This is a genomic window from SAR202 cluster bacterium (assembly GCA_016872355.1).
Taxonomy (GTDB): domain Bacteria; phylum Chloroflexota; class Dehalococcoidia; order Lucifugimonadales; family VGZY01; genus VGZY01.
The window spans coordinates 1-23,831 of the sequence record VGZY01000032.1 but is presented as its reverse complement, the minus strand read 5'-3'; the positions used below and the strand labels follow the sequence as shown (position 1 = coordinate 23,831).

General features: G+C 59.3%; 21 protein-coding genes and 1 pseudogene. 11 read left to right on the top strand and 11 right to left on the bottom strand.

Annotated elements, in window-relative coordinates:
- Positions 1-31: 31 nt before the first annotated feature.
- Entirely contained in the window at positions 32-754 is a 723-nt protein-coding gene (locus FJ319_08395; GenBank protein MBM3934304.1) for a hypothetical protein, read from the bottom strand.
- An 82-nt stretch (positions 755-836) separates the two neighbouring features.
- Between FJ319_08395 and FJ319_08390 the strand changes: the two genes are divergently transcribed.
- Together FJ319_08390 and FJ319_08385 are read left to right on the top strand one after the other, a co-directional pair.
- Entirely contained in the window at positions 837-2,081 is a 1,245-nt protein-coding gene (locus FJ319_08390) for a hypothetical protein (protein MBM3934303.1), read from the top strand.
- Entirely contained in the window at positions 2,074-2,679 is a 606-nt protein-coding gene (locus FJ319_08385) for a hypothetical protein (GenBank protein ID MBM3934302.1), read from the top strand. The genes FJ319_08390 and FJ319_08385 overlap by 8 nt, the downstream gene beginning before the upstream one ends.
- A 183-nt stretch (positions 2,680-2,862) precedes the next feature.
- Here FJ319_08385 and FJ319_08380 read toward each other — a convergent pair whose 3' ends face one another.
- From FJ319_08380 to FJ319_08360, 5 genes are all read right to left on the bottom strand, one after another.
- A complete protein-coding gene (locus FJ319_08380) occupies positions 2,863-3,498 on the bottom strand; it encodes a hypothetical protein (GenBank protein MBM3934301.1) in 636 nt (211 codons plus the stop codon).
- Between the two features lie 140 nt (positions 3,499-3,638).
- Positions 3,639-6,410: an RHS repeat-associated core domain-containing protein gene (locus tag FJ319_08375; protein ID MBM3934300.1), complete on the bottom strand. Its 2,772-nt coding sequence runs from the start codon at positions 6,408-6,410 to the stop codon at positions 3,639-3,641.
- A gap of 233 nt (positions 6,411-6,643) precedes the next feature.
- Positions 6,644-7,630, bottom strand: coding sequence for a hypothetical protein (locus tag FJ319_08370; protein MBM3934299.1), 987 nt, complete (start codon positions 7,628-7,630; stop codon positions 6,644-6,646).
- Entirely contained in the window at positions 7,627-8,919 is a 1,293-nt protein-coding gene (locus FJ319_08365; protein MBM3934298.1) for a hypothetical protein, read from the bottom strand. The genes FJ319_08370 and FJ319_08365 overlap by 4 nt, the downstream gene beginning before the upstream one ends.
- A gap of 83 nt (positions 8,920-9,002) precedes the next feature.
- Positions 9,003-11,522: a DNRLRE domain-containing protein gene (locus tag FJ319_08360; protein ID MBM3934297.1), complete on the bottom strand. Its 2,520-nt coding sequence runs from the start codon at positions 11,520-11,522 to the stop codon at positions 9,003-9,005.
- 619 nt (positions 11,523-12,141) lie between these two features.
- Here FJ319_08360 and FJ319_08355 point away from each other — a divergent pair.
- The gene (locus tag FJ319_08355; GenBank protein MBM3934296.1) at positions 12,142-13,011 is read left to right on the top strand and encodes a hypothetical protein; all 870 of its coding nucleotides are present in this window, start codon (positions 12,142-12,144) and stop codon (positions 13,009-13,011) included.
- Positions 13,012-13,070: 59 nt separating this feature from the next.
- Positions 13,071-13,322 carry a DUF433 domain-containing protein gene (locus FJ319_08350; GenBank protein ID MBM3934295.1) on the top strand — a complete coding sequence of 84 codons (252 nt, stop codon included), beginning with the start codon at positions 13,071-13,073 and terminating at the stop codon, positions 13,320-13,322.
- Between the two features lie 35 nt (positions 13,323-13,357).
- Here the strand turns inward: FJ319_08350 and FJ319_08345 are convergent, their stop codons facing one another.
- From FJ319_08345 to FJ319_08335, 3 genes are read right to left on the bottom strand one after another with little or no spacing between them, the layout of a single operon-like run.
- Positions 13,358-13,672 (bottom strand): hypothetical protein, encoded by a 315-nt coding sequence (locus FJ319_08345; protein MBM3934294.1) that lies wholly within the window; start codon positions 13,670-13,672, stop codon positions 13,358-13,360.
- Between the two features lie 56 nt (positions 13,673-13,728).
- Entirely contained in the window at positions 13,729-14,403 is a 675-nt protein-coding gene (locus tag FJ319_08340) for a hypothetical protein (protein MBM3934293.1), read from the bottom strand.
- Positions 14,404-14,434: 31 nt separating this feature from the next.
- Complete coding sequence (locus tag FJ319_08335; protein ID MBM3934292.1) at positions 14,435-15,433, bottom strand: hypothetical protein; 999 nt, start codon at positions 15,431-15,433, stop codon at positions 14,435-14,437.
- A gap of 189 nt (positions 15,434-15,622) precedes the next feature.
- On the opposite strand from FJ319_08335, the pseudogene FJ319_08330 reads away from it, so the two are divergent.
- The 7 genes and pseudogenes from FJ319_08330 (at position 15,623) to FJ319_08300 (ending at position 21,303) form a co-directional block, all read left to right on the top strand.
- A pseudogene (locus FJ319_08330) lies at positions 15,623-16,729 on the top strand (hypothetical protein).
- 362 nt (positions 16,730-17,091) lie between these two features.
- Complete coding sequence (locus FJ319_08325) at positions 17,092-17,889, top strand: hypothetical protein (protein MBM3934291.1); 798 nt, start codon at positions 17,092-17,094, stop codon at positions 17,887-17,889.
- A 19-nt stretch (positions 17,890-17,908) separates the two neighbouring features.
- A complete protein-coding gene (locus tag FJ319_08320; GenBank protein ID MBM3934290.1) occupies positions 17,909-18,151 on the top strand; it encodes a hypothetical protein in 243 nt (80 codons plus the stop codon).
- Positions 18,152-18,220: 69 nt separating this feature from the next.
- Positions 18,221-18,682, top strand: a complete 462-nt coding sequence (locus tag FJ319_08315; GenBank protein MBM3934289.1) for a hypothetical protein — start codon at positions 18,221-18,223, stop codon at positions 18,680-18,682.
- Positions 18,683-18,733: 51 nt separating this feature from the next.
- Complete coding sequence (locus FJ319_08310) at positions 18,734-19,489, top strand: hypothetical protein (GenBank protein ID MBM3934288.1); 756 nt, start codon at positions 18,734-18,736, stop codon at positions 19,487-19,489.
- An 8-nt stretch (positions 19,490-19,497) separates the two neighbouring features.
- Complete coding sequence (locus FJ319_08305) at positions 19,498-20,565, top strand: Gfo/Idh/MocA family oxidoreductase (GenBank protein ID MBM3934287.1); 1,068 nt, start codon at positions 19,498-19,500, stop codon at positions 20,563-20,565.
- Between the two features lie 123 nt (positions 20,566-20,688).
- Positions 20,689-21,303 (top strand): transposase, encoded by a 615-nt coding sequence (locus FJ319_08300; protein ID MBM3934286.1) that lies wholly within the window; start codon positions 20,689-20,691, stop codon positions 21,301-21,303.
- Between the two features lie 25 nt (positions 21,304-21,328).
- Here the strand turns inward: FJ319_08300 and FJ319_08295 are convergent, their stop codons facing one another.
- A complete protein-coding gene (locus tag FJ319_08295; protein MBM3934285.1) occupies positions 21,329-22,075 on the bottom strand; it encodes a class I SAM-dependent methyltransferase in 747 nt (248 codons plus the stop codon).
- A gap of 115 nt (positions 22,076-22,190) precedes the next feature.
- Positions 22,191-23,309: a Gfo/Idh/MocA family oxidoreductase gene (locus FJ319_08290; protein MBM3934284.1), complete on the bottom strand. Its 1,119-nt coding sequence runs from the start codon at positions 23,307-23,309 to the stop codon at positions 22,191-22,193.
- Positions 23,310-23,831: the final 522 nt, after the last annotated feature.

The window sequence follows — 23,831 nt, the reverse complement described above, 5'->3', positions numbered from 1 at the left end:
CTTGAGGTCCCTCCGGACATCTCCTTCGCATTCAGGGTAGATGTGCGTGACGAAGATGCGGGGGGTAGAACCCCCTCAACTCCTTGAATTGCGCCATGGACTCGCCGAGCATCCGGGGGGTGATGTGGCCGGAGGCGGCGGCCTTATCCGCATTCGCATCGTCGTATGTCACTTCCGTCAGCAGCGCCTGGGGGGCGGCGTACTTCCAGAATGCGCCCATGCCTTCCCCAGTGTCTCCGGTATAGAAGAGCTCGGTCTTTCCGTCGGATATGGAGTACCCCACGCCGGGGACGCCATGCGGGACTGTCATGGCGGTGACCTTGTAGTCAAGCACGGGGAACTGCTTCATCGTCTCGATGCGGTGGTGGCGCAGGACCGGGTTCTGAGGCGATGGGGTCTTTGTGAAGTCCCCTGTGTTGCGTGAGTCTATCAGGCTCCAGGCCACGAACTCCATAGTATCCGGGATGCCGAACACGTCGATGGTCGTGCCGCTCCTGCGCGCGTTGACCGCCAGGGGCCAGAGGTCTATGCAGTGGTCGTAATGGCGATGGGAAAGCAGGACCGCCTTGATCCTGCGAAGCTCGTCCGCGGTGAGGGCGCGGGTCAGGGTGCCGGCGTCCAGCGCCAGAACTCCGTCCACCAGGTAGCCCGCGAACCGGGTATCCCTTGTCTGGCCGTTGTGTGACCCAAGTATCCTGACCTGCATTTGACCTGCCTCCGCGGAAGTGGGACTCGCGACAGCATACGATATCATACCGAGCGTGGCGTTCTTGCAGGCCGCGCGCGCTGCGGATAGACTTTAGGAGGCCGCCATCCACCCCAGGGGCACTACCGCGATGAACTCAGGACTTACATTCTTCAAGGCCCTCGGCGCCTTCTTCCTCGGGGTCGTCGTGCTGGCCGGGTACGGGTACTGCCTGTGGGCGGCGGTCTTTAACGAGACCATGGAGTCGCCGCAGACAATATACGCGGCTCTGGACCGGCACGACGCGTACAACCGGATGTATGAGCAGGTGCTGATAAGCGACGACTTTGCGCTGGCGCGAAGCATAGACGTTGCGTACCAGATGTCCGACGAAGAGAAGCGGCAGATGCTCCGGCAGATCATGCCCCCGGACTACGTTCGGCAGGAGACGGAGAGCGTTATCAACGCGGTCCTGGTGTACCTGAAGGACGGCCAGGGGACGCCGGAAGTATCGCTGGACCTGAAGACGCCGATGTCCCTCATCAAACCTGCAGTATTCGCCCTCATTGACCGCCGCATCGATGCCGCCGAGCTTGTGAGAGTCGACTCCCAGGCCGAGTTCGCCGCCGAAATCGGCACGTTCCTGACATCCACTGCATCCGGCATCATTCCCGACCGCATACCCTCGCTCGAAGGCCTCTCGCCCGAAGAGGCTGCGCAAATTTACCACCAGAGGATAGATGACTTTGCCTCATATGGAGGGGCGTCTACGAAGACGCTGGAGGCGCTGCAGGCCAGCAGGGACCAGGCGGCGGCGGCGATAAGGTCAGGGGACGTGAGAGGCGGGGTGAAGGCGGCGGCGAAGGCGGTGGCGGACCCTCGCATCGACGGTGTGGTGAGCGAGCTGCGGAACGTGCTGGACGGTGAGGAGCGGCTGGACCTGCTGGGGTGGGTGGCGGAGCAGATCGGCGCGCCGAACAAGGCGAAGCGGGACGCGCGGTCCGCCAGGTTGTGGGTAAAGCTGCTGGTGGACTATGGGAGTGCGCTGGCGCTGGTGCTTTGCCTGGCCGCGGCGGTGGGGATCCTGGCGCTGTTCAGGCCTTACCTCTGGCACGGGCTCTTGTGGGCGGGGGTGGCGCTGATCGCGGTGGGGGCGGTCTACCTTGTTGGGGGCATTGTCCAGGCAATGGACCTGGGCTTCTGGGACGCAATCTGGTGCGGCGGCTCTGGCTGCAGCCTGGTGATGGACGTGATATCGACGGTAGCGGCGGAGGCGGCGGACGTGGTGATCAACTATTCCGCGGGCCTGATCATAGTCGGCGCTGTGTGCGCGTTCCCTGCCTGGCTGATGATAACGAGGGCGAAGGGACTTCACGGCGGCGGAGGCAATGGCTGATTTGAAGTACCAGGCCAGGCCTCTCTTCCGCCTCGTCACGTACGGTTCAAACATCAACCCGTGGGTAAAGATCTTCCTTTTTCTGATTGCGACGACGGCGCTGGTGCTCGTTACATTCTTCCTCTTGCCTTTGCTGAACGATATTGGGCCTCTGGGTTACGCAGCCGCGTTCTTTGTGAACGCGTTCAGCTCGGCATCCGTGATCCTGCCCGGCCCGGGCTTCGGCGCGATCATCGTCATGGCGCGGGACCTGAACTGGTTCTACCTGGGGCTTGCGGCGGGCATCGGCGGCACCTTCGGGGAGCTGACGGGCTACTGGCTGGGGATGCAGGGGCACGATTCTTTGGAGAAGAGCCGCGTGTACCGCGTGATGGAGATCTGGATGGAGCGGTTCGGCGGCGGCTTCCTCTTCAGCGCCGGGGTAATCCCGATCATCCCCATCGACGTTGCCGGCATCATAGCCGGCGCAACGCGTTACCCGGTGTGGCGGTTCCTCGTGTCCCTGGGCGTGGGCAAGGTAATCAAGACGACCGCGGTGCTCTACCTCGCCGCGAAGGCGTTCGAGTGGGCGGAGCCGTACCTGGAGCTGTTCGGGTAGGGAAGGGACGTCGTACGCGGCGTTTGCGCGCTTGTAGACGCCGCCAAGCTGGAGGCGTTTGAGACATTCCGGGATTGCAAAGCAGCTGTAACCCTCCTTGAGAGTGCGGCCTCTAGCGATTAGAGGATATAGGTCGACCAATACGACTCGCATTCGCAAGATGAACTCGATCGATCGTGAATCCTACTTGATGATGCCATCCCCCTGGGCAATAACCACATTGACCCCGCGTCGTGCGCAAACAGACCTTATTGTTGCCGAAAGCCCTTCCAGGTCTACCGTCTTATCAACATGGATCAAGTATTTATTCCTATTCGCTTCTGGCTGATCCTCAATGAGTACAATATGTTCATCATCAAGGTGCTCACGAATTCTATCTGGCTTACCGAACCATCTGCGCTTTACCGGATGGTGCAACCCGTAATAAATGATGGTAGGCTCAGGAAGGGCCGTTCTTCCTCCCCAAATTGTTAATATTGGCTCGAAATCGGCCACGCTTTTGATTCTCGCAAAAAACTCAACCCTCTGAGGCCAAAACGCCTTTCTGTAGCCAATGCCACGTCGTCTAAAAAACCTATAAAACTCAATAGCAGACTCCTCCAGAAGGCCTTCCGCAATGGAGAAGTCAGTTTCATCACTTGCGTCGGATGTAATAAACACCCACTTTTCGACATTATGTTCGAGTATGGCCCAGAGCACATCTTTTACGACTGGCTGAACGTATTCCCCGAAAATGAAAGGACCAGTCAAAAGAAACGTCCTCGACCTCATTACTGGTTCAGCTGAAGGCAGTAATGTTAACTGGAAGTCATTTTCCAAGGAGTCCTCCAATCAACAACAAATTGGCTTTCAAGCGAATTCTGGCTGTTTTGCAATTCGTGAGGCACAATTCAAGACGAACACGGTTGGCCATTTCGACCTTGAGACAAGTCGAGGCACTAATCCTCCCAGGCGCAAAGCTACCCAAAGCCTTTCTGCTTGCATCTGTCATCCCAGGCGCCATCCGCAAAAAACTTACCAAGGGCACTGATTGACCCAATGGCCTTGAAATTCTTGTCATAGACCTCGATTTGCCATTCTCCGGAATGAGACTTATCAAGCGCGTAATACCGCTTCTCTTTACCCTTCTTGTCGTTCTGCCTACATTTCTTATTGAACTCCTTAAACATGTTGCTGTAGACCCAGCCAGAGTCCCATTTTTGACCCGCTGGTAACACTGGCACTTCGTTGACGGCTTTGTTTGCTTTGGCGAATGAGATGTTTCCAAGCGCTTCTATGGCGCCGTCAAAGCATCCTACACGATTATATTCATTGAGGGTAGCTAAGGCCACAGTGCCAACAAGTATGACGCCATAGGCTGCTGGGATCGCGATTACAAACACCTGCCCGTCCGGGTCATTGAACAATATTGGATTGTTCCCCGCGTACCCGTAGCTATTCACATGGGAGATAGGGTCTGGCTGCGAGAATCGACCGTAGTCTGGGCTGTACCACCGCATTCCCATGTTGTAGAGTGTTTTGCCGTTCACCTTCTCCTGGTACGCTGCTGAATACCTCAGTGGGTTGTACCGAGTGCCCTGAGTTCCCAACTCTTCTCCGAAAGGCTGGTAAGCGTAGTAGTCCGCCGTGCCGTCGTTCTTTATCATGCCGATAACGTTGCCGGAGCCATCGAAGAAGTAGTTGAATGTCCCATCCGGCCCAGTTATTGATACGGGGCGGCCGTCAGGGGCGAAGACGTACTTGGCATAATTAGCACCGGCTCGCCGCTCTAGCGCCAATCCGAATAGCGAGAAGTACTGGCTGGTGGTCGTAGTGTCGGAGATGGTGATCCTCTGATTGAATCCGTCGTAAGCATGGTCCCACGTTGACCCCGCTATGGTAGACGTCACCATCCTGCTCGCGCCATTGTAGCTGAAGTAGTTGTTGGTCCCCTCCTTCCTCATATTGCCGTTGTTGTCGTAGAGGAACGTCTTTGTAGTTGTCCCCACCTCGGAAAGCATCTGGTTGGCGGCGTTGTATGTGTACGTGTAGGTCACGCCGCCTTTGACCATCGTCTTCCGGTTGCCGTTCGGGTCGTAGGTGAAAGTCTGCGAGTACGGACTGCTGCCAGTGCGCGTGGCACCAATCAAGGCACCGATATCCGAGTACGAGAATGTCGTGGTGGCAACCGTTGGGGTCTCAACGATCTGCGAAACGTTCCAATTGTCGTCCCAAGAGTAAGCGTACCCCTTGAGGACCGAGCCGCTCCGCCGATTCTCAACCTTCGTCATGACGCCTTGTTCCACGCCGGAGGCATCAGTGAATGCATATACAACCTCATTGGCGTCCTGGCAGGTGTAGTAACCGCAACCTGGATACTCGACCTGGCGGAGCCTGCCTCCGCTGTCGTAAAGCTGCGTGGTGATGCCATTCGCGTACGGGTCGTATATATAGAATGTAACGCCGTGCGGAGAGTTGTAATAGCGTATCGTCTGGCCATCCGGGTTGCGAAGTGTTACCACGTTGCCCAAAGCATCATACGTGTATTGGGTGTACAGACCATAGGGCTCTGTCACCTTGGTCACTTGGCCGCCAGCGTCGTATTCATACGTAGTGGTCGCAACTTGGCCGTTGCGGAAGTCGGCCATGTGTGTAAGGTTGCCGTTCTCGTCGTATGTATTTGTCACCTTATAAGCACTGGCCGTCGCGCACAGATAGGTTGTCCTCTTGAGGCGACCCAGATAATCATAGTCAAAGCATGTTTTTTGGCCCAAAGCATCAATGGTGGACGTCACCAGACCGCGATTGTCGTCATAGAACTTCTGCATAAGCAGTTCCGAGCTACTGGCATTTACCGGGCTATAGGCATCTGTGACCAAGCCGTACCCGTTATACACGTATTCGTAGGTCATTCCTGTGGGGTTGGAGCCGTCAGCTGCGTTCGCATTTGGGTCTTTGAAGGTCAACGCCTGGCCATAGGAGTCGTAGGTGTAGGTTGCGGTGTTGTTAAGTTCATCCACCGTCTCCATCAGGTCCTTCTGGATCGCGTCGTACGCGAACGACATTTTCTTGGAAGTGCCCTGGTGGCCGGCGGACTGACGCTCAATTAGCCGATTTTGATTATCGTATTTGAATGTGACCGTTCCGCCGGTATGGTCCGTAACTGACATCAGGTTGTTCGGATTGCCGCTCGGGTTGTCCGGATCGAAGGTGTCGGCGGGGCTACCATATCTGTACGTCGTTGTGACGTTGTGTCCATCGACGTGCTGCGTCATCAAGCTGCCTTCCCATTTCGCCTCCATCACCGTGGTTTCAAACCTAACTTGGTCGAACCAGGCCGTCCCTGTTCCATAGAGATAAAGGCCAACGATGAAGAACCCATGATCGAATTGAGAATGAGTCTTTATTGGTGGGGTGGTTATTTCAATCCAGTCATCGGAATCGCCTACGTGACCAGGAGAGCTGATGTCGATCCAATTCTGAATGGTCTCGTCATAGGCCGAGACCGTGATGGACACACCGGTGCTGAATCCGGCCGGGAACGATTCCGACCCTACTACATCTTCGAATTTCACCATTGCCTTGACGGTAAAGGCTTCGAAGGTACCTATGCTCCCGCGATACAGCGATTGCCCATGGGATGGATACATGCAACGATTGACTTCGCCGTCCCCGGTCAAGCTGGACAGCTTGTACGACCTGTCTCCCGTGTAGAAGACCTGAGAATCTATGGAGGTCGACGTTGCGCTCAACCACTCGTGGGGCCGTCCCTGGATGTCCAGAATCTCGAAATCGCCGTTATACAGGTTGCCTCGGGCAATTTTCCTGACATTGGCGTTTAGCGGACCTCCGAGCTCATAGACAGTCGTGCCTCCTTCAGCATTCTCGACGAAGAAGCGGTTGACATACTCATCGTTCGACGCATTGTAGAAATCAAAGTCGTAGTCGAACCGCGTAGTCCTGCCGAGACTGTCCGTGACGCTCTTTACGGTTTGTCACCAGTCGAGTGGTAGGCGACTGTCGTGGTGTTGTTCATGGGGTCCGTGACAGACGTTATGACAGCGTAAGGAGTGCTCGTGCTATATGTCTCGTATCCGAAGTGAGAGGTCCTCGCGTCGGCGGTCCCACTAGCTTCCACGACGCTAGCCAGGTAGGCGTATCCAGTTGATGTGGAATAAGCAAAGGCACTTTGAATCCCTGACGGCTCCGTGATGGAAGTCAGGACCTTACTACCCGAGCAATGCCCGGCAGCCCAGGCCAATGTCACCGAGCGCGGCAAATCGCTTGAGTCGGTAATGGACGTGATATAACCGTCCGTGTACGTGTAGGTCAGGTGATTCACCGGGTCACCGCCAACCCTGTGATACGTGTCGTAGGTCTTGAGCAGGCGCTTGAAGGCGGGACTCCCGTCGCCGATATTCAACGTGCTGCTGAACTCGTGGACGAGCCCGCTGTCGTGCTGGAACCTGTAGGTCTCGGTGTTCGAGACTTCGATCAAGGTATACCGAATGCCGGGCGCCGACGGCTGATATGTGAATCGACCGTCTTCGTCCTCCGTTCTGTTCACAAAGACGTGCTCGCTACCGTCAGAGTCATAAACTATGACATCCGAGCCATCCACTCTCAGCTTCGGAATAGACAGCTGCCAGTTAGACCCTAGGTTCGTGTCGTTACGTGTCCAGTCGGCGCGCCTGTTGTAAGCCAAGCCGAGATTGATGCCGATACCTCGCCCGGGGATTGAAACAAGCCCCTTGGTGATAACGATGTTGCGTGTATTTGTTAGAGTGACGTGGAGATTGGTCCCTCCACCGATACCCCATGTAAGGGTCTCGTAATAGTCTTCGAGGCCATTGCCGTTCGTGCCTGGCGCAGGAATGTATGTGATTTCCAGCTTCGGATACGCGCCCGCAGGGTCTTGGCTGTCGGCGAATGACGCCCATCGAGATGCCCCTGTCACTGAGCCAAGAATCACGAAGGTCTGTCCTTTAAAGCCACTCCGCCTATATAGCGTTGAGGAGCACCAATTAAGAGGTCGGACAAGCGGTCGCCATCGACATCGCCTACCCTCACGCCACGCCCAAATAGGGCATTAGTTCCTGAATATCCGTCATACCTAACATCGGTGCCGGAAGACAATTCGACGGTGCCTATGCCGAACGGGCCGAAATATACGTAAGCTTTGCCCGCGTAGCTGCTGGCTTGGGGCGCTCCGATTACAAGGTCATCGATACCGTCATTGTTTACGTCGCCAACGGCAACTCCTTGACCGGAAAAGTCGTTGGCGTTAACTCCGTTGATCGTGACAGACGTTGTCGTGGAGGAAGACAAGTAGTAGCTGCCTGGTTGAGTCCAAGGCCCGTAGACGACATACGTTTCGCCTGCATTTCTGCGTCCTCCCGGATCCCCGGTCCAGGCGCCGATGGCGAGGTCGTCGATTCCGTCGCCGTTCAAGTCACCAACTGCGACAGCTCCGCCAGATTGGTCAGCCGAATCGATTCCGTAGAACACCAAGTCCTTCGCGGCAGTGAATGTGAACGTCCCGGCATCCATTGGCCCAAAAATGACGGCGGTGGCCCCTTGGTTCGTGACCGTGGCTCCAGGCTCTTCCCCCGGAGCTCCTATGACGAAATCGATATTGCCGTCATTATCTATGTCCCCGAAGTCGAGATCGTAGCCCACATGGTCGCCAAGCGTGGTGCCCGAGACAACGATGTCGTAGGCTGAAGCTATGGCGTAAGTGCCCGGCGTAAGGGGACCGAATACAACATAGGCGTCCCCATAGTTAGTGCTGGCACCAAGCCCCGCAGGTTCGGCTAGAGAGGCACCAATCGCTAGGTCTCGGAAACCGTCGCCGTTGATGTCACCGATCGCGACCGAAATACCTAGTAGGTCGTTAGCGTCCGTGCCGGTGAAGGTAACGTTGGTCGTCGTGGATGACGATAATTGATAAGTCCCGTTTACGTGTTGCCCGAAGAGAACGTACACTTCGCCCGCATTAAAGTTGCTACCCACTCGAGCGCCATCAGCGCCTATCACGAGGTCATTGATACCATCTGCGTTCAAATCGCCGACCGCTATGCTCCGTCCGGAGAAGTCCGAACCGTCGATGCCGTTGAACGTGATGTCTCGAGCAGCATCAATGTCGAAGGTCGAAGTAGGTAGCTCACCGAACACCACGTAGACTTGGCCTTTGTCGGAAGACCCGCTGACGTCACGCATGGGTGCCCCAAGTACGAGATCAGCCACTCCATCGTCGTTCACGTCTCCCGCAGCGATTCCTTTACCCGTCTCTCGGCACTACCTGAATATCCGGTATATGTTACATCTGCATCTACGCCCAAGTCCTATGATCCGAAACCTACAGGGCCGAAGACGACGTATGCTTTGCCTGAGTTTGAACCCGCCCCTGGCGCGCCGATCAGCAGGTCCTGGATTCCATCTGCATTCACGTCGCCCGACCCGAGAGCCGATCCGGATAGGTCGCCTGCGGTCGCGCCCTTTATCGTCAGGTCGGTGGTCGTTGCTGATGATAGCCAGTACGCTCCAACCTGGGTAACGGGTCCGTAGACCACGTATATTTCGCCGGCGTTCGAGCGAGACTCCGGATCGCCTTGCTGCGCTCCGATGATGATGTCATCAATGCCGCCTCCGTTGATATCACCTGAGCCCGCACCACTGCCGGAGAGGTCATCACTGTCTATTCCACGGAACGTCAGGTCGGCATCCGTCGACAGTTCCAAGGTACCGGCGGACAGAGGTCCAAAAATGACATAGGTCTCACCGGAGTTGCCGGCACCGGCGCTCTCCGCCTGCATGGCTCCAATAATAATATCGTCGTAGCCGTCGTTGTTAACGTCACCTATCGCGATGGACGAGCCCGCCAGGTCACCCGCGTCGGCACCGTTTATGAGCACATCCGATGTGGTTGCGGATGACAGGTTGTAAGTGCCGGCCGTAAGAGGACCAAACACTACGTAGACTTCGCCCGAGTCCGTGCCGTTTGGGTCGCCGTATGGGGCGCCTATCGCAAGGTCCGCGTTGCCGTCCCCGTTTAGGTCTCCAACGGCCAGGGCAAATCCAGGCTTGTCGCCTGCGGTGATGCCGTTAAGTGTGATGTCGCTGGTCGTGGCCGAAGATAGTTGATATGTCCCTGCGGTAGATGTGCCAAAGATTACAAAGGTCTTGCCGGCATTCGATGCCCCAGATGGGTCCGCCTCAATGGCACCAATTACCAGATCATCAACACCATCGTCGTTTATATCCCCAACGGAAACGGCCGCACCAGCCTTGTCGCCTTGGGCGATTCCATTGACTGTGAGGTCGCGCGCTGTGTCGATCGATACTATTTGAGGCGCGGTAAGGGCTTCCGAGGCCAGCTTAAGTAGAAAGCCGTTGTTGTCATACTTCCCATTCACCCATTCCTGGACCGTTCTGGTCACATCAGATGAATACCATTTGCTGGTCGTAGCCGTGGTATCGACCATAAAGGAGCCGGTTGAAGTCGCCTGGAAGGAGCCCCCTGGGGTGGACCAGGTCGTAGTACCTTGTCTTGCCGACCATGTGGCCCCAGTAGAAGTAGATGCCGACCACACCTGGGTGACTCTATGGATGTCGATTGGCATTCGGTATCCGGAGCCGTTCACTTCCTTCGCGTTCAAGTAAAGCTTCGCATCGGTCACAGTCGAACTGGCAGGTATGTGCGAAAGATCGAACTGGAGGAGGCTTCTAAAAGTGGTGGTCGCGGCGGACGTCGTAGTAGCTACGCCTGTCAAAAGAGAGCAGCACGTCTTCCTCGTGTTGGGAGCGCCACTCGAAATGTAGAGGTCTTTGCCTGTGCCCTCATCAGGCTGGATCACAATAGTTGGGTCTATGACAATCGGAAACACACGCTGAGGGCTTGTCAGCCATTCAAGACTTGGATACAAGGTGAGCCTGATTCCGTCGCGTTCCGATTGGATGCTCGTCGTGACATCGTAGGAGATTCCAGAGGGATTGCCGCGCGCGGCGGTCACGTCGTACATGAAAGCAGCCGGTATGACCATGGTTAGATCATCTCCGGCGTATAGCCCGACCGCTCCGTCCTGTAGTGGCCTGGCACCAAGGCCGGACGTCTTAAGATGAAAGACAAACGGCGAGAATCGGGATTCTGATGGGTTTGGCGGAGAGCCAAGTGAATGGATGATTATCTCCTCCTTAACCCTATCCGTCTCTACCGTTAGCCGTAGGTCAATCCCGTCTCTGACACCAGCGTAGGTGATTGTATTCTCAGCGACTTGGGCTGGGACGGTCGCGGCTTCAGCTAATCCGAAAACCACGGAAGTCTGGCCGTGAGACAGTTCGGCAGTCTCTTCCGACGATAAAGCCGCAAAGCGTACAGAGAATTTGTTCGCGCCGTTTTCGTATGCGAAGCCCTGGCGAGCCGATGGCCTAAGATCGTTTACGACCTCCTTCCAAACGCCAGGGGATTCTTCAACATGGACATCGTTCGAATATACCAGTTGAGTGTACGAGCCGTCGCGGTTCGTGAGAGTCTTGGTCCTGGCAGTCCGCTTGTTGATGATCTCCCTTCTTGAGATATCGTCTCGCGAGTGCCGAATAGCTGAGGCGTCGTCATGAAAGACCGCCGGGGGCATCGTGGGTTCCGGGGGGCCGGATCGCCACGACTCCGATGTCGGCGTCGGCGATTGGACCAAATCGGAGGCTCGAGTTGAAGTGGTGGTGGACGTTTCCAGGGCGTCCAGGGACAGCAGCGCCTGGCTACTGCCGGCGAAGACTCGCGTGAATCCACCAGAGAACGTAACCAGAAAGAACACGGCTATCGTTCCAGCGAGTAAAAGCGCGTCGAATCTCGTAGAGCGGTTCATGTGCCCTCCCAGAACTTATAGCCTGTTGGACTAGTCCTTTATGGGTATCTGATGACGTAATAAAGTGCTATGCGGGAAAATCGGAACCGACCCTAGGTGAAAAAAAGAACGTGTTACAGAACTGAGTGTCAAAACCGTTCAATCTTGAAGAAGTTCGCTGACAACAGGGGCTGCGGATTTGGGTTTCTTCAAGGGACAACCTCGAAGCATGAATGGAGCTGTACGCAGCCATCCAGTCATGGGGTGACGAAATCCGCAGGAACGTGGAATGGGAGGAGGCACACACTGCACGTGCACATACAGATGCAACGAGAAGCGTGACAACGGGATTGGCGGAAGGGTTAGTTCAAGCGTGGATTCAGCGCACTTTCGTTTCATTGTGTGTGTGCCGAAGCGGGTTCAGACGGGAAGCCATCCGCTGTGATCTTCAACGCACCCTCATGCACATCGGGTGCTGCTGAGAACCACGTTCTAATCAACCCGGCCGAACGGTCCATTGCCAGGAGATTCTCTCGAAGCGCTTTCTCGGAACAAGGCCCCTGCCGGGTTAACACTTCGCCGAGGTGGTATAGTGGTCTTCCCACGATTCTGGCCCACAGCAGTCACCACGGAGAATCCAATGACAGGCGAAATACGCTACAACCACCGTAACCGGCTGATGGACCTGGGGGCGCGGCTGCAGTCTGCCACATCGGACTGGCAGGGGCCGTTCTTCTTCATCCAGATGGCGGACTGCCAGTTCGGGATGGCGAACAGGCCGCACGGCTTCCGCCAGGAGGTGGCGTGGTTCGGCAAGGCGATGGAGCACTGCAACCGCCTGAAGCCAGCGTTCGTGGCCGTATGCGGCGACCTGATAGACCGCCCATGCGACGAGGCGCAGACGATGGCGCTGTTCAAGACGGCGGCGCTCCTGGACAAGAGCATCCCCCTCCACCTGGTGTGCGGCAACCACGATATCAACGATATCCCGAACATGGAGACTCTCTCCTGGTACCGCGAGGGGTTCGGCACGGACATGTACGCGGTGCAGGACCGGGGGTGCCGGCTGATAGTGCTGAATACGGCGACGATCTACGCGCCGCACAACGTGGCGCTTGAGGTGGCGCGGCAAGACGAGTGGCTGCGTGAGGAGATGGCCGCCGCGCGGCGGGACCGCCCATACCACACGATAGTGTTCCAGCACCACCCATGGTACCGCTACGAGGCGATGGAGCCGGACTCTACGAACAACTTCCCCCTCCAGCAGCGGCTGATGTATTTGGACCTGTACGTGGACAGCGGCGTGGAGCTTGTCATGGCGGGGCACTTCCACCGGAACCTGTACACGCACTACCGTGGGATGGATATGGTGGCGTCCGGACCGGTGGGGCTCTCGAAGTACACGGACCCGACGGGGCTGCGGATAGTGAAGGTGTACCGCAACCGCATCGAGCACGAGTACTACGGGCTGGACAATGTGCCGGAGCGGGTGACGCTGGAAGGGGAGTAGGGGGCCACGCGAGAGCGGTGGTACAATCAGTAGTGACCTTGAGGAATGGAGGGATAGGAGTGACGGTCGCCGACAGGATCGATGTAAATCCAAAAGTCATGCTCGGAAAACCCGTTATCAAAGGCACTCGAATCACGGTAGAGCTGGTATTACGAAAACTCGGTGAAGGCGCGAGCGTTGCCGATCTGCTCGACGCATACCCCCGTCTGACACGGCAGGACATCCAGGCAGCGCTCAGCTATGCAGCGGACACTCTGGCACACGAAGCACATGTAGTGGCGAGCCAGAAACACTACCCTTCAGGAGCATAGCCCTGCGTTTCCTCGCGGATGAGAGCTGAGACTTTTCAGTAGTCCGCGCCCTTCGTGCATCGGGGCATGATGTTACCGCCATTGCCGAAGTCTCTCCCAGTATAGACGATACGGCAGTCATCGACATTGCTTCTCGAGACGGCCGGATTCTGCTGACTGAGGACAAGGACTTCGGTCAGCTCGTCTTTGCGCATTCCTTCGTTTCCGGCGGAGTTATCCTGCTCCGCTTTCCATCCTCTTCCCGCCAGAAACTGGCCAAGACGGTCAATGACCTCGTCGCGGAGAAAGGTACGGATCTTGTTGGCCGCTTCGTCGTCGTCCAGCCTGGCAGAATCCGCCTGGGTCCCCATCCTCTGAAAGCCCGCCTCCAGACCAGTCCAGGAATTGACCCATTGGAAGGGAAGTGCTACGCCGCAGCGCGGCTTCCCGACCGCCACAGCATCGCTCCCAGCGCCACTAGCCATACGAGGACGCTCAGGCCCAGGTAGGGCTCCATCTGACCAAATGCGCGGGTGGCATCGAACAGGTAGGCGATGCCGGTGGGGCTCGCGACTACCGCCAGCGCCACGCCCGCGAGCAGGAACCAGCGGTTCAGCCGTGGGCCTGCGCCGAGCACCAGGCCGAGCCCGGCGAGCGCTATGCCGGCCATGAAGAGCATGAAGCCCAACCCGAAGACGCTGCCGTCGATATCGGTCACCGCCTGCGCGACGGCCAGGTGCGCCGCCTGGTCCGCACCCGCGACGAAGCGCTCCGCAATCGCCGGCTCCACGACGGACTCTAGCACGAGCGTGAGCAGCGTGAGCGCCCCGCCTGCCGCACTGGCCGCTCCGGACCACACGGCGATGGCCGAGTCAGGGCGGTGCTCCGCCTGCAGGCGGGCGATGGCCAGCAGCCCGGCGGCAATGACTAGCGCCCCGGCGAACGAAATCATGTTGGTCAGCACGTACATGGTGCGGAAGCCGGCGATATCTCGCAGCGCGTCCGCCGTCTCCTCGCCCAGCGTCGGGCCAAGCATGAGCCCGACGATCAGCACCACGGACCCTACCGCCGTAATTGCTCCGGCCGCGCGCCAGGAATTCATTGCGCCCTCCTCTTTTCTCCGCAAGAGGCGTCTACACGCGTGCGCCGGCTGCCGGCCCGACGGGCGACGCCCCCTCAGCAGCGGCGGCATCCGAATTCAATTCGCGCGCGGCCCGGCAGTGGCGCAGCAGCCACGACGACATTGCGATACTGCCGGCAGCAAGCACCACCCACACGGCCGAGAGCTCCGTTTCGACCTCCTGCTCCGCCACAACTGAGAACCAGGTCATTGAAAGCAGCGCGAGGCCCATCGTCGCAGCCTTGATCATGAGCACAGCGGCAAGCACGTTGCCCCACGCGAGCCTGCGCCTGACAAGGTAGGCGGCGATCAACGCGGTGGGGACGATAACGCCCAGGTCCAGTGCGTAGACGAAGTTCGTTGGAACTTCCGCGCGAGTGATCAGCTCAGGGACCGTGTCATCGATCAGAAAAGGCGCGATCTGGCCCAGCCAGAGCAGCGTGAGCATTGCAGCGAGAATGTACAGGAACGAGAGGGCGCCCTTTCGTGGAACACGGCCGTCGACCCACAAATCAAGCGGGAGGGCACTGAGGCCGACGGCGGCGCAGATGAGCGCAAGGCTTGTGAGGGAGAAGAGGGCCACGTAAACGAGGAACAGCTCGTTGAAGGCATAGGAGAAAGCCGCGCCGGTGTAGGTGTAGAGAACGTACCCGAGGACGCCGAGCCAAACGACCGTCCCCCTCGGGGAGCCCTTCCTGGCCGCGAGCAGGGCGACGAGCAGCACGGGCATGGCAATCAGAGTGACCAGGTCCTGCCCCTTCACCTGGGGGAGGGCCCATTCGGTCTCGCGGTAAAGCCCGTCTAGAGCCAGCCCGGCGACCGCGGCCAGAGCGGCGAGCGGCATAACAATGAACGTGAGGTTGAAAGCAATCGCCAGTCCCGCCGGAACGCGGGTACTTGCCGTGTGGGTCCAGGCAAACATCGCAATCCTCCAGCGCCCACGGGCCACCTGCGCGGCCCGCTTGATTTGGCCTATCTGCAACGCGCCCCAGTCCAGGCTTCCAGGACTCATGGTGCCCGTCCAGGCGTGAGGACTGCGTGAATATAAGGCCTCTGCGCATGCCTGATGCGTCAAATTGCAGCCCCCCAGGGTCCCCACCCCCTTGCCAAGAACGGCGCCCATGGCATAGGTTACTACCGGCGCTGCGCCCGGCCATCCGGGCCAGGCGTCCGATATTTGAAGGCCAAGGAGCACCCGAGCATGGGTAAGCTGGTCGGAACGATTGTAGACAAGGCGACAGGGCAGCCTATTGAGGCCAAGGTCAACGTAATCTCGCAGTCCGGCACCTCAATGAGCCCGCCGAACGCGATCATGAAGGTTGGGCCGGGGACGCCGTTCTTCTACTCGGACGGCAAGTTCACGCTGGACGTGAACCGGGGGCCGGCGCGGATTACCGTGGAGCGCGGGACGGAGTACATTCCGGCGACGATGGACGTGGACATGCCCATCACCGGCACGGTGAACGTTGACTTCCAGATCGAGAAGTGGACGGACCTGAAGGAGCGGGGGTGGCACCCGGGCAACACGCACATCCACTACGATGAGAAGGAGAAGCGGCCGGACGACCGGCTCAAGTTCGACCCGCGCGTGGAGGACCTGCGCATGACAGCAGTCTCCATTCTGAAGCGCGGCAACTTCGAGTACGCCTCCAACAAGTACTATCCGGGGATGCTGCTGGAGTTCTCGTCCACCGACTACTACGTCCAGTGCGGCGAGGAGAACCGCCACAACTGCCTGGGCGCGCACGATACCGGCTACGGCCATATCATGCTGCTGAGCCTGCGCAACATCGTGGAGCCCGTGAGCAGGGGCATGTTCATCGACGCGTTCGACCCGGACTACCCCCCTCTCTCCTACGCGTGCGATGACACCCACCGGCAGGGCGGCATCGTTATATGGTGTCATAACGGCAAGGGAATGGAGCTGCCCGTGGCGGCGGGGCTGGGGAAAGTGGACGCGTTCAACGTGGGCGACCCCTCGCTGGGCGACCGTGAGTACAGCATGTACCACAACATGCTCAACGCGGGGATCAGGCTGCCGATATCGACCGGCTCGGACTGGTTCATCTGCAACGCCAACAGGGTATATGCGCACACGGGCGGCCCGTTCACGTACGATGCGTGGGTGGCGGCGTTGAAGGCAGGCAAGACCTTCATGACCAATGGGCCGGCCATCTTCTTCACGGCGAACGGCAAGGAGATGGGAGAGGAGATACAGACATCGCCGGAAAAGCCTATAACGGCCGCCGCGTCGTGGAAGTCGCACTACCCCGTCAACAAGGTGGAAATCCTTTACAACGGGAATGTCGTAATTTCAAGAGAGTACGTTCGCGGCTCAACGGAGGGCCGGCTGGACGTGGACTTCCCGGCGACTGCTAACGGGTGGATGGCGGCCAGGGTGTCCAGCTACCACCGGAACAGCTACTTCCACCCGGTGTACGGCCACACGAGCCCTATCTATGTGAAGACGGGCGTGGACGGCCCCGAGAAGCGGGAGGCAGCGGAGCTTTTCGTCAAGAACATCGACCTCATGATAGATTGGGTCAAGACGCGCGGCAAGTTCTATAAGGACAGCCAGCGCGAGGAGATTGTTGACCTGCATCTTCAAGGCAGGGAAGTGTACCGGAAGATGCTATAATAGGCCGAATACCGGCGAATTTAGGGGCAAACATGGGCCAGACACCTCGCCTGATCGGGTTACCGCTGTTATCTCTACTGCTGCTGGCTGTTGCGGCGGGCGCAGCGGCGCTCGCATGCGGCGCAAGGGAGAACCCGTTCGCCGTGGGGGATCGTGGGACGCCCACACCCACAGCGGCGCCAGACGCGACCGCCCGGCCGACGCAGACGCTGCCGTGGTTCGACCACGAAGGCAAGGACATAATGCGAATCGGTGAGTGGCCTGACAAGCCGGTGCAGCTTGCGAACGCCATGACCGGGTACATCATGGTGCACGGCTTCGACTATAACGTTGAGATAATCCCGGTGGAGCAGGAGGAAGCGGGCAAGACCCTTCTGAATGGCGAGATCCACGTGATAACGATGTTCGACCGGGAAGCTTCAAGAGAGTGGTACGACGAGAAGATAAAGGCGGGGAAGATAATCGACCTGGGCGCCATCTACGAGTCAAAGCCGGACGTGAGGATCATCAGCGAACCGACGATGAAGGAGCGCGCTGCCGAGCTTGTGACGTTCTACGGGAAGGTCAAACCGGGGGACGAAGCGTTCGATGCACAGGCGGCGGGGATCTCCACCGGCAGGATAGGCATAAACCCGGTGGTGGCCGCTATCACATACTTCAAGAATAACAGCACCGTGTGGCAACCGTGGGTGCCTTCCGAGATTGCATCCCGAGTGAGCACGGCGATAACCGACGGAAAGGCGTCGCTGAGGAACCGGGCATGCATCCCTCGCGAGATGGACTGCATTGGCCCCGTATCCACGGCCACTCCGAGGCCGGCCGGTCGATAGCATTGAGGAGAGGCGAGATTTGTCGAAACAAGTGAAGGTGCTCGTTGCATGGACTGTGGCGCTGGCAGCCGCCGCGGCAGTCGGAATCACTGCCTACTCTCCAGAGATTGAGCCGCTGCCGAGCGGGTTCCAGACGGCCACACCGTCACCCACCCGCACACGGGTGATAGAGATCGAAGACGGGCCGACCGCGATACCGCTGCTTTCGCCTACTCCGGCGGCGACGGCTGTTCCGACGAATGGGACCGTGAAGTTCGGCTAATGGCAGGACAATCGCGTCCGGCTGGCCAACGCCCTCACCGCCTATATCATCGTTCACGGCTACAACTACGTGGTTGAGTTCGTCGCGCTGGAGGCGGAGGCCGCGCCCGCGGCGCTGTCCAGGGGCGATGTTGACCTGCTGACGCACTTCGACCGTTCTACTGCAGCGGCGTGGTACGAAGAACAGACAAAGAGCGGAACGATAGTAGACCTGGGATCGATCTACGAGTCCGAGCCCGATATCCGCATAATCGCCACGGCCGCGTTCAAGGAGCGCGCTCCGGAGCTGGCCCTGTTCGCGGGCAAGGTCAAGCCCGGTAACGAGTCGTTCGCCAACCTCGCTGGCGGCATATCGGAAGGCAGGACGGGCATCAGCCCCATCGTGGCGGCCCTGACCGTCCTGAAGGGCCAGAACGAGCTGTGGTCGGCCTGGGTGCCTGAAGAGGTGGCGACTGCCGCGAGGTTGCGCATCGCTGGTGGAGTCGTCAATTTCCGGCCCTGCACCATGCGGCCGAACGGCCGCTGCCAGTGACGCCCCCGGCCCAAACCATTTCGAGGACCCACCATGTGGAAATCTCCGAGCTTGGGCGGTCTGGTACTCCTGGCGCTGGCAATTGCCGGCCTGGCGGCGGTGGCATGCGGCGCAAAGGAGACGCCTTTTGCCGTCGGGGCAAGGGGCACTCCCACGGCGACGGCGGTGATATCCGTTGGACAGACGCCGGCCGCTGGCACTCCCTCGCAGCGATGGGTAGACCGGGAAGGCAAGGGAATCATCCGGTTCGCCGAATGGAGCGACAAGCCTGCCCACTTGGCTGCCTCGATGATGGCGTATGTAGTAGTCCACGGCTTCGACTACAACGTCGAGGTCATTGCGCTGGAGCAGGAATCGGCGCCGGAGGCCCTTCTGAAGGGCGATGTTGACGTTATCGCAATGCTGAACAGGGTTGCGGAGAAGGACTGGTACGACGCCCAGATCGCTGCGGGGACCATTCTGGACATGGGACCGGTGTACGAGTCCAGGCCGGACCTGCGCATAGTAGGCAGCGCATCGCTCAGGCTGCGCGCGCCTGAGCTCATCACGTTCTTCGGACCGGTGAAGCCGGGCGAGGCGCAGTTCGAAGAACAGGCGGCGCTTATCTCCAGCGGCAGGGTTGGCGTGACGCCCATCGTTGCTTCAATAACGTATTTCAAGAACAACACGGCGGTCTGGCACACGTGGATGCCGGCCGAGGTGTCCGCCAACATGGACAGGGCGATCAGCACCGGGAAGAACACGCTCCGCAACCGGGCCTGCCCGCCGCACGACCCATTCGGACAGCCCGTGAATTGCCAGGAGTAGTCACACCAATGCACCCCGAACGGTATCGAGTCGGCATCGTCGGCCTCGGCAACATCGCCGTCCGCACCGCCGACAAGCCCGCCCAGCCGCCGCTGCGCGACCCGGTCCTCATGTCGCATGTCGCATCCATCTCCTACCTGCCGAACATGGAGCTCGTCGCTGTCTGCGACGTAGTGCCGGAGATGGTCGAGCGCTTCCGCACACTCTGGTCCGCACGGTGGCCTAACACCCGGCGCTACACCGACTACCGCGAGATGCTCGCCAAGGAGAAGCTGGACATCCTGACCGTGGCTACGCCGGAGCACCTGCACCGCGACGTGACCGTGCTGGCGGCGAAGACCGGGCTCAAGGCGATCTTCTGTGAGAAACCGCTCGCGACGAGCCTCGAAGACGCGGACGCGATGATCGAGGCGTGCGAGGCGAATAAGGTCGTCCTCACCGTAGGCTACACGCGCCGCTGGGCCCCTCTGTATCACACCGTGCGGGACGCCCTGCGCTCCGGCGCGATAGGGCCGCTGGGGACGGTGTACACCAGCTTCGGCGGGCCGCAGGCGTGGCTCTTCCGCAACGGCACGCACCTGCTGGACGCGATCTGCTTCTTCGCTGAGTCCGAGCCCGTGAAGGCGTTCGCGCACCTGGAGGAAGGGTTCGACGATTGGGACACGTTCAAGGGCGAGGGCGGCATAAAGACCGTCCGTGACCCGGGCCTGACCGGATACGTTCAGTTCGCGAACGGAGTCCGAGGCCTGTACTCCAGCCACAAGACGATGTCCAACGGCATACGTGAAGTGGTGCTGGACGGCCCGAAGGGCCAGATCAGCTTCCAGCTTGAGGACCCGATGGCGAGGCTTAAGACGCCAACCCAGACACTGCCGTGGTTCGCAGAGTCGATGCTCGTCCCGCCGCGCTACAAGACCATAGGCATAGAGGCGGTCTACGCGGAGCTGATAGACAGCATCGAGAACGGCACAGAGAGCGTCTGCACGGCCCGAGAGGCGCGCAAGACCGTGCAGATCATGATGGCATTCCTCCAGTCTCACCAGGAGGGCGGCAGGCTGGTAAAGGTGCCGGGGTAGGGGAGAGGGGCGCGTGTGGGGTAGGGGAGAGGGGCGCGTGTGGGGTATGGGGTAGGGTCCGTACGTAGGGGCGGGTCCCCGTGCCCGCCCGGGGAAGGGCGCCGGCCCTGAAGGTACATCCGCATGCAAAAATTCGACCCCGCCGTCCACCATCGCCGCTCAATACGGCTGCCTGACTACGACTACTCGCCGCCAGGCGCGTACTTCATCACGATCTGCACAAACAATAATGCGTGTCTATTCGGCGAGATCGTCTCAGGCGAAATGCGGCTGAATAGCGCCGGCGAGATGGTCACGAAGGCGTGGAATGAGATACCGGACTTCTATCCCGGCGTGGATGTCGATGCTTTCGTAGTCATGCCCAACCACATCCACGGCATAATTGTCCTATCCGGCGATACCGGCGGATCCGAACCCAGCGCCACCCCTGGGCGGGCACGGGGACCCGCCCCTACGGGGGAAGGCACGCCCCCGCAGCCCCTGGCTCCTGCGGCAGCTACCTCGCGTCACTCCCTACCAAACATCGTAGAGCGCTTCAAATCGCTGACCACTAAGCTCTACATTGAGGGAGTGAAGGAGGCAAACTGGCTGCGGTTCAATCAGCGGTTATGGCACCGGAACTATTACGAGCATGTAGTTCGTGGCTACAAGGACTTGGAAGCAGTTCGCGAATACATTCGGCTAAACCCTGCAAATTGGCATAGAGATGAGCACAATCTTGGCGCGCGCAGAATCTGAATCGCCGCTCATTCCCCGCAGTCGCCTACCTCTTACGTCCGACAATGAAGAGATACTCAGGCAAACCTTTTAGGGGCGTCTTTATCCAATACTCTTCGGTCGATTCCCATCCGCACTCTTCAAACTTCACTAGGTCGCAGCCAGCGTTCATAACCGAATTAATGTAGTCAGCCACCGTCCAGTTGAAGATATACACGTCCGGCCCGCTCGGATCTTCCAGGAACGGGCCGCGCTGGCCATAGGGTCTGGCAACTTCCATGTGCTCGCTCGTTTCCGACCAGATGGTGCGGAACGGGTGGTTTTCCTTGATGACGAACAGGCCGCCGGGTCTCAAAATTCGTACGGCCTCTCGGTGGAACTTGGCGAGGTCTGAGACCCACATCGCCACATGCTCGTTCGTGTAGGCCACGTCAAACGACTCATCGGTCAGCGCGCTCAGGTCGGTAACATCTGCCACCACGAACGCTATCTTCAGGCCCAACATCTCGGCCCGTTCCTTCGCGTACCGCAATTGCTCTTTGGATATATCGACCGACGTGACGTGTGCGCCCATCCCGGCCAACGCGAACGCAGCGACGTTGTTGCCGCTGCCCAGGACGGCAACCCTCTTCCCTTTGACGTCCCTCAGCGCCTCCATCTCGGCGGGGATATCAAAGGCCAATGCCGGCTCCGTGACGCACCGCCGCCAGACATTCTGGCTGTCGACACGCTTCTTGTACTCAGGCGCGTGGTCGTCCCAGTTGGCCTGGTTGGCTGTGTGGTACTTGTTCATGATGAACAATTCAACTCCTCTGCGTGCCTAAACTCCGCGTCCTCTGCGCTTAACCCCCGGCTGTTACGTCCCCAACTTCCTGCCCGCGAGGTGCTTCATGTAGCCCTCCATGCCCTCAGGCAGGAACTTCCGCCCGATGTTGCGGCGCACGTCCGGGACCATCTTGAGGCTGCTCCGGGATGGGGAACTTTACCGGAGCGTGGCCGCGGCGGTGCGACTCCCGAAAGCCGAAGGCGATCTCCAGCGCGCGGCGGGCGTCTTCCCCGCTGCACTTGACCGGCATGCCGGTGTCCACCGACTCGATGAACGACTCCACGGCATCAGTCAGGCGGGTAATGTTCTTCATCCAGCCGTCGGCGTCATACTCGGAGTCGACATTCCTTATCGCCGGGTCGGGGTCCGGGAACAGGCTGCGGTCGGACTTCAGGCCGCCCTTGCCCATCTTCCAGACGCTGCCCTCGCGACATTCGTTGATGCAGACGACGCCCTTCGTGCAGATGGCTTCAACGCCGGTCTTGCCGCCCAGGGATGTCTGGTGAACGAAACCATCGATACCGTTCTTGTAGCGGATGAAGCCGCCGCCGCCCTGGTCGGCGTCGCTCCACTCGTCCACCTTCCCCAGATCGACGTCCACCGGCAGGCCGTTGACCCAGCCGACCACCCAGTCGACCTCGGAGTCGCGCGCGAACATCGCCATGTCGGTGAAGGTGCGGCAGCCGGTGCCGGACATCTCGCGGCCGCCGGAGCCGTACGCGTTGATGCTGCGGACCTCTCCGACTTCTCCCGACTCGACGATGCGGCGTGCCTCCCAGAACTGCGGGTTGAAGCGGAACATGTCGCCGGAGCCGAGGGCGACGTTTCGGATGCGCGCCTCTTCCACCATCGCGTCCGCCTCCGCAAGGCTGACGGCGATGGGCTTCTCGCAGAATATGCCCTTGACCCCGGCGCGGGCGGAGTCGACGCACACCTGCGCGTTTACGCCCACGGGCGTGCCGGAGACGATGATGTCCACCTTCTCCTTGCGCAGGAGCTCGCGATAGTCGTTGTAGCCGGGGACGTCGAAGCGCTTGCAGAAGAGGTCGAGCCCCTCCTGGCCGCGGTTGGCGCCGGCGACGATCTCGCAGAGCGGGCTGAGGTCGAACGCGCGGGCGTTGCGGGTGCCCTGGCTGCCGCAGCCGATGACGCCGACGCGGTACTTGGCGTTCTTGAGCTTTCGCATTGAATCTCCATTCATATCGGGTATAGAGTATAAGCGAGCTGAGGGTGGAGTCTCCGGTAGGGGCGGGTCTGAGACCCGCCTGCTCCAACAAATTCGATTTTCCGAGTGTTGTTTTATGCCTTGTCCGGTGTCTTGGCCCTAACGCTCTGAAGGAGCGTGTTCCCTGGGTCCAGCCCAACGGGCTGGGTAAGGTCCGACATAGCAAACGGCCTGAAGGGCCGTGTTAAGTCCACACCGAAGAATGCCCCCGAGAACACGTTGACATGGCCTGGATAACACGCCCATTCAGGGCGTTTCGTTAATTGGTCTCTTTACCCAGCCCGGTGGGCTGGGCTCAGGGAACACGGCCCTTCAGCAACTGTCTTGGAAGTCAATAGAGATTCTGGCTCTTTCAGCGTTTTGTCGTCGGATTTTTTGGACAGTGCTCCGCCTTGCTGCCAATGGGCAGCGCCGGCGCTGCCCATTGGCAGCAAGATATCTCACCAGGAGAGCGTCTGTGGATCAGGCCGCTTTGGCCATGGCCTTGTTCAGGTGCTC

What these genes read in the sequence shown, in the direction of transcription:
- FJ319_08395 (MBM3934304.1), bottom strand. Translation starts at nt 754, where the DNA reads ATGATATCGTATGCTGTCGCGAGTCCCACTTCCGCGGAGGCAGGTCAA.
- FJ319_08390 (MBM3934303.1), top strand. Translation starts at nt 837, where the DNA reads ATGAACTCAGGACTTACATTCTTCAAGGCCCTCGGCGCCTTCTTCCTC.
- FJ319_08385 (MBM3934302.1), top strand. Translation starts at nt 2,074, where the DNA reads ATGGCTGATTTGAAGTACCAGGCCAGGCCTCTCTTCCGCCTCGTCACG.
- FJ319_08360 (MBM3934297.1), bottom strand. Translation starts at nt 11,522, where the DNA reads ATGAACCGCTCTACGAGATTCGACGCGCTTTTACTCGCTGGAACGATA.
- FJ319_08355 (MBM3934296.1), top strand. Translation starts at nt 12,142, where the DNA reads ATGACAGGCGAAATACGCTACAACCACCGTAACCGGCTGATGGACCTG.
- FJ319_08345 (MBM3934294.1), bottom strand. Translation starts at nt 13,672, where the DNA reads ATGGGGACCCAGGCGGATTCTGCCAGGCTGGACGACGACGAAGCGGCC.
- FJ319_08340 (MBM3934293.1), bottom strand. Translation starts at nt 14,403, where the DNA reads ATGAATTCCTGGCGCGCGGCCGGAGCAATTACGGCGGTAGGGTCCGTG.
- FJ319_08335 (MBM3934292.1), bottom strand. Translation starts at nt 15,433, where the DNA reads ATGAGTCCTGGAAGCCTGGACTGGGGCGCGTTGCAGATAGGCCAAATC.
- FJ319_08325 (MBM3934291.1), top strand. Translation starts at nt 17,092, where the DNA reads ATGGGCCAGACACCTCGCCTGATCGGGTTACCGCTGTTATCTCTACTG.
- FJ319_08305 (MBM3934287.1), top strand. Translation starts at nt 19,498, where the DNA reads ATGCACCCCGAACGGTATCGAGTCGGCATCGTCGGCCTCGGCAACATC.
- FJ319_08300 (MBM3934286.1), top strand. Translation starts at nt 20,689, where the DNA reads ATGCAAAAATTCGACCCCGCCGTCCACCATCGCCGCTCAATACGGCTG.
- FJ319_08295 (MBM3934285.1), bottom strand. Translation starts at nt 22,075, where the DNA reads ATGAACAAGTACCACACAGCCAACCAGGCCAACTGGGACGACCACGCG.
- FJ319_08290 (MBM3934284.1), bottom strand. Translation starts at nt 23,309, where the DNA reads ATGAATGGAGATTCAATGCGAAAGCTCAAGAACGCCAAGTACCGCGTC.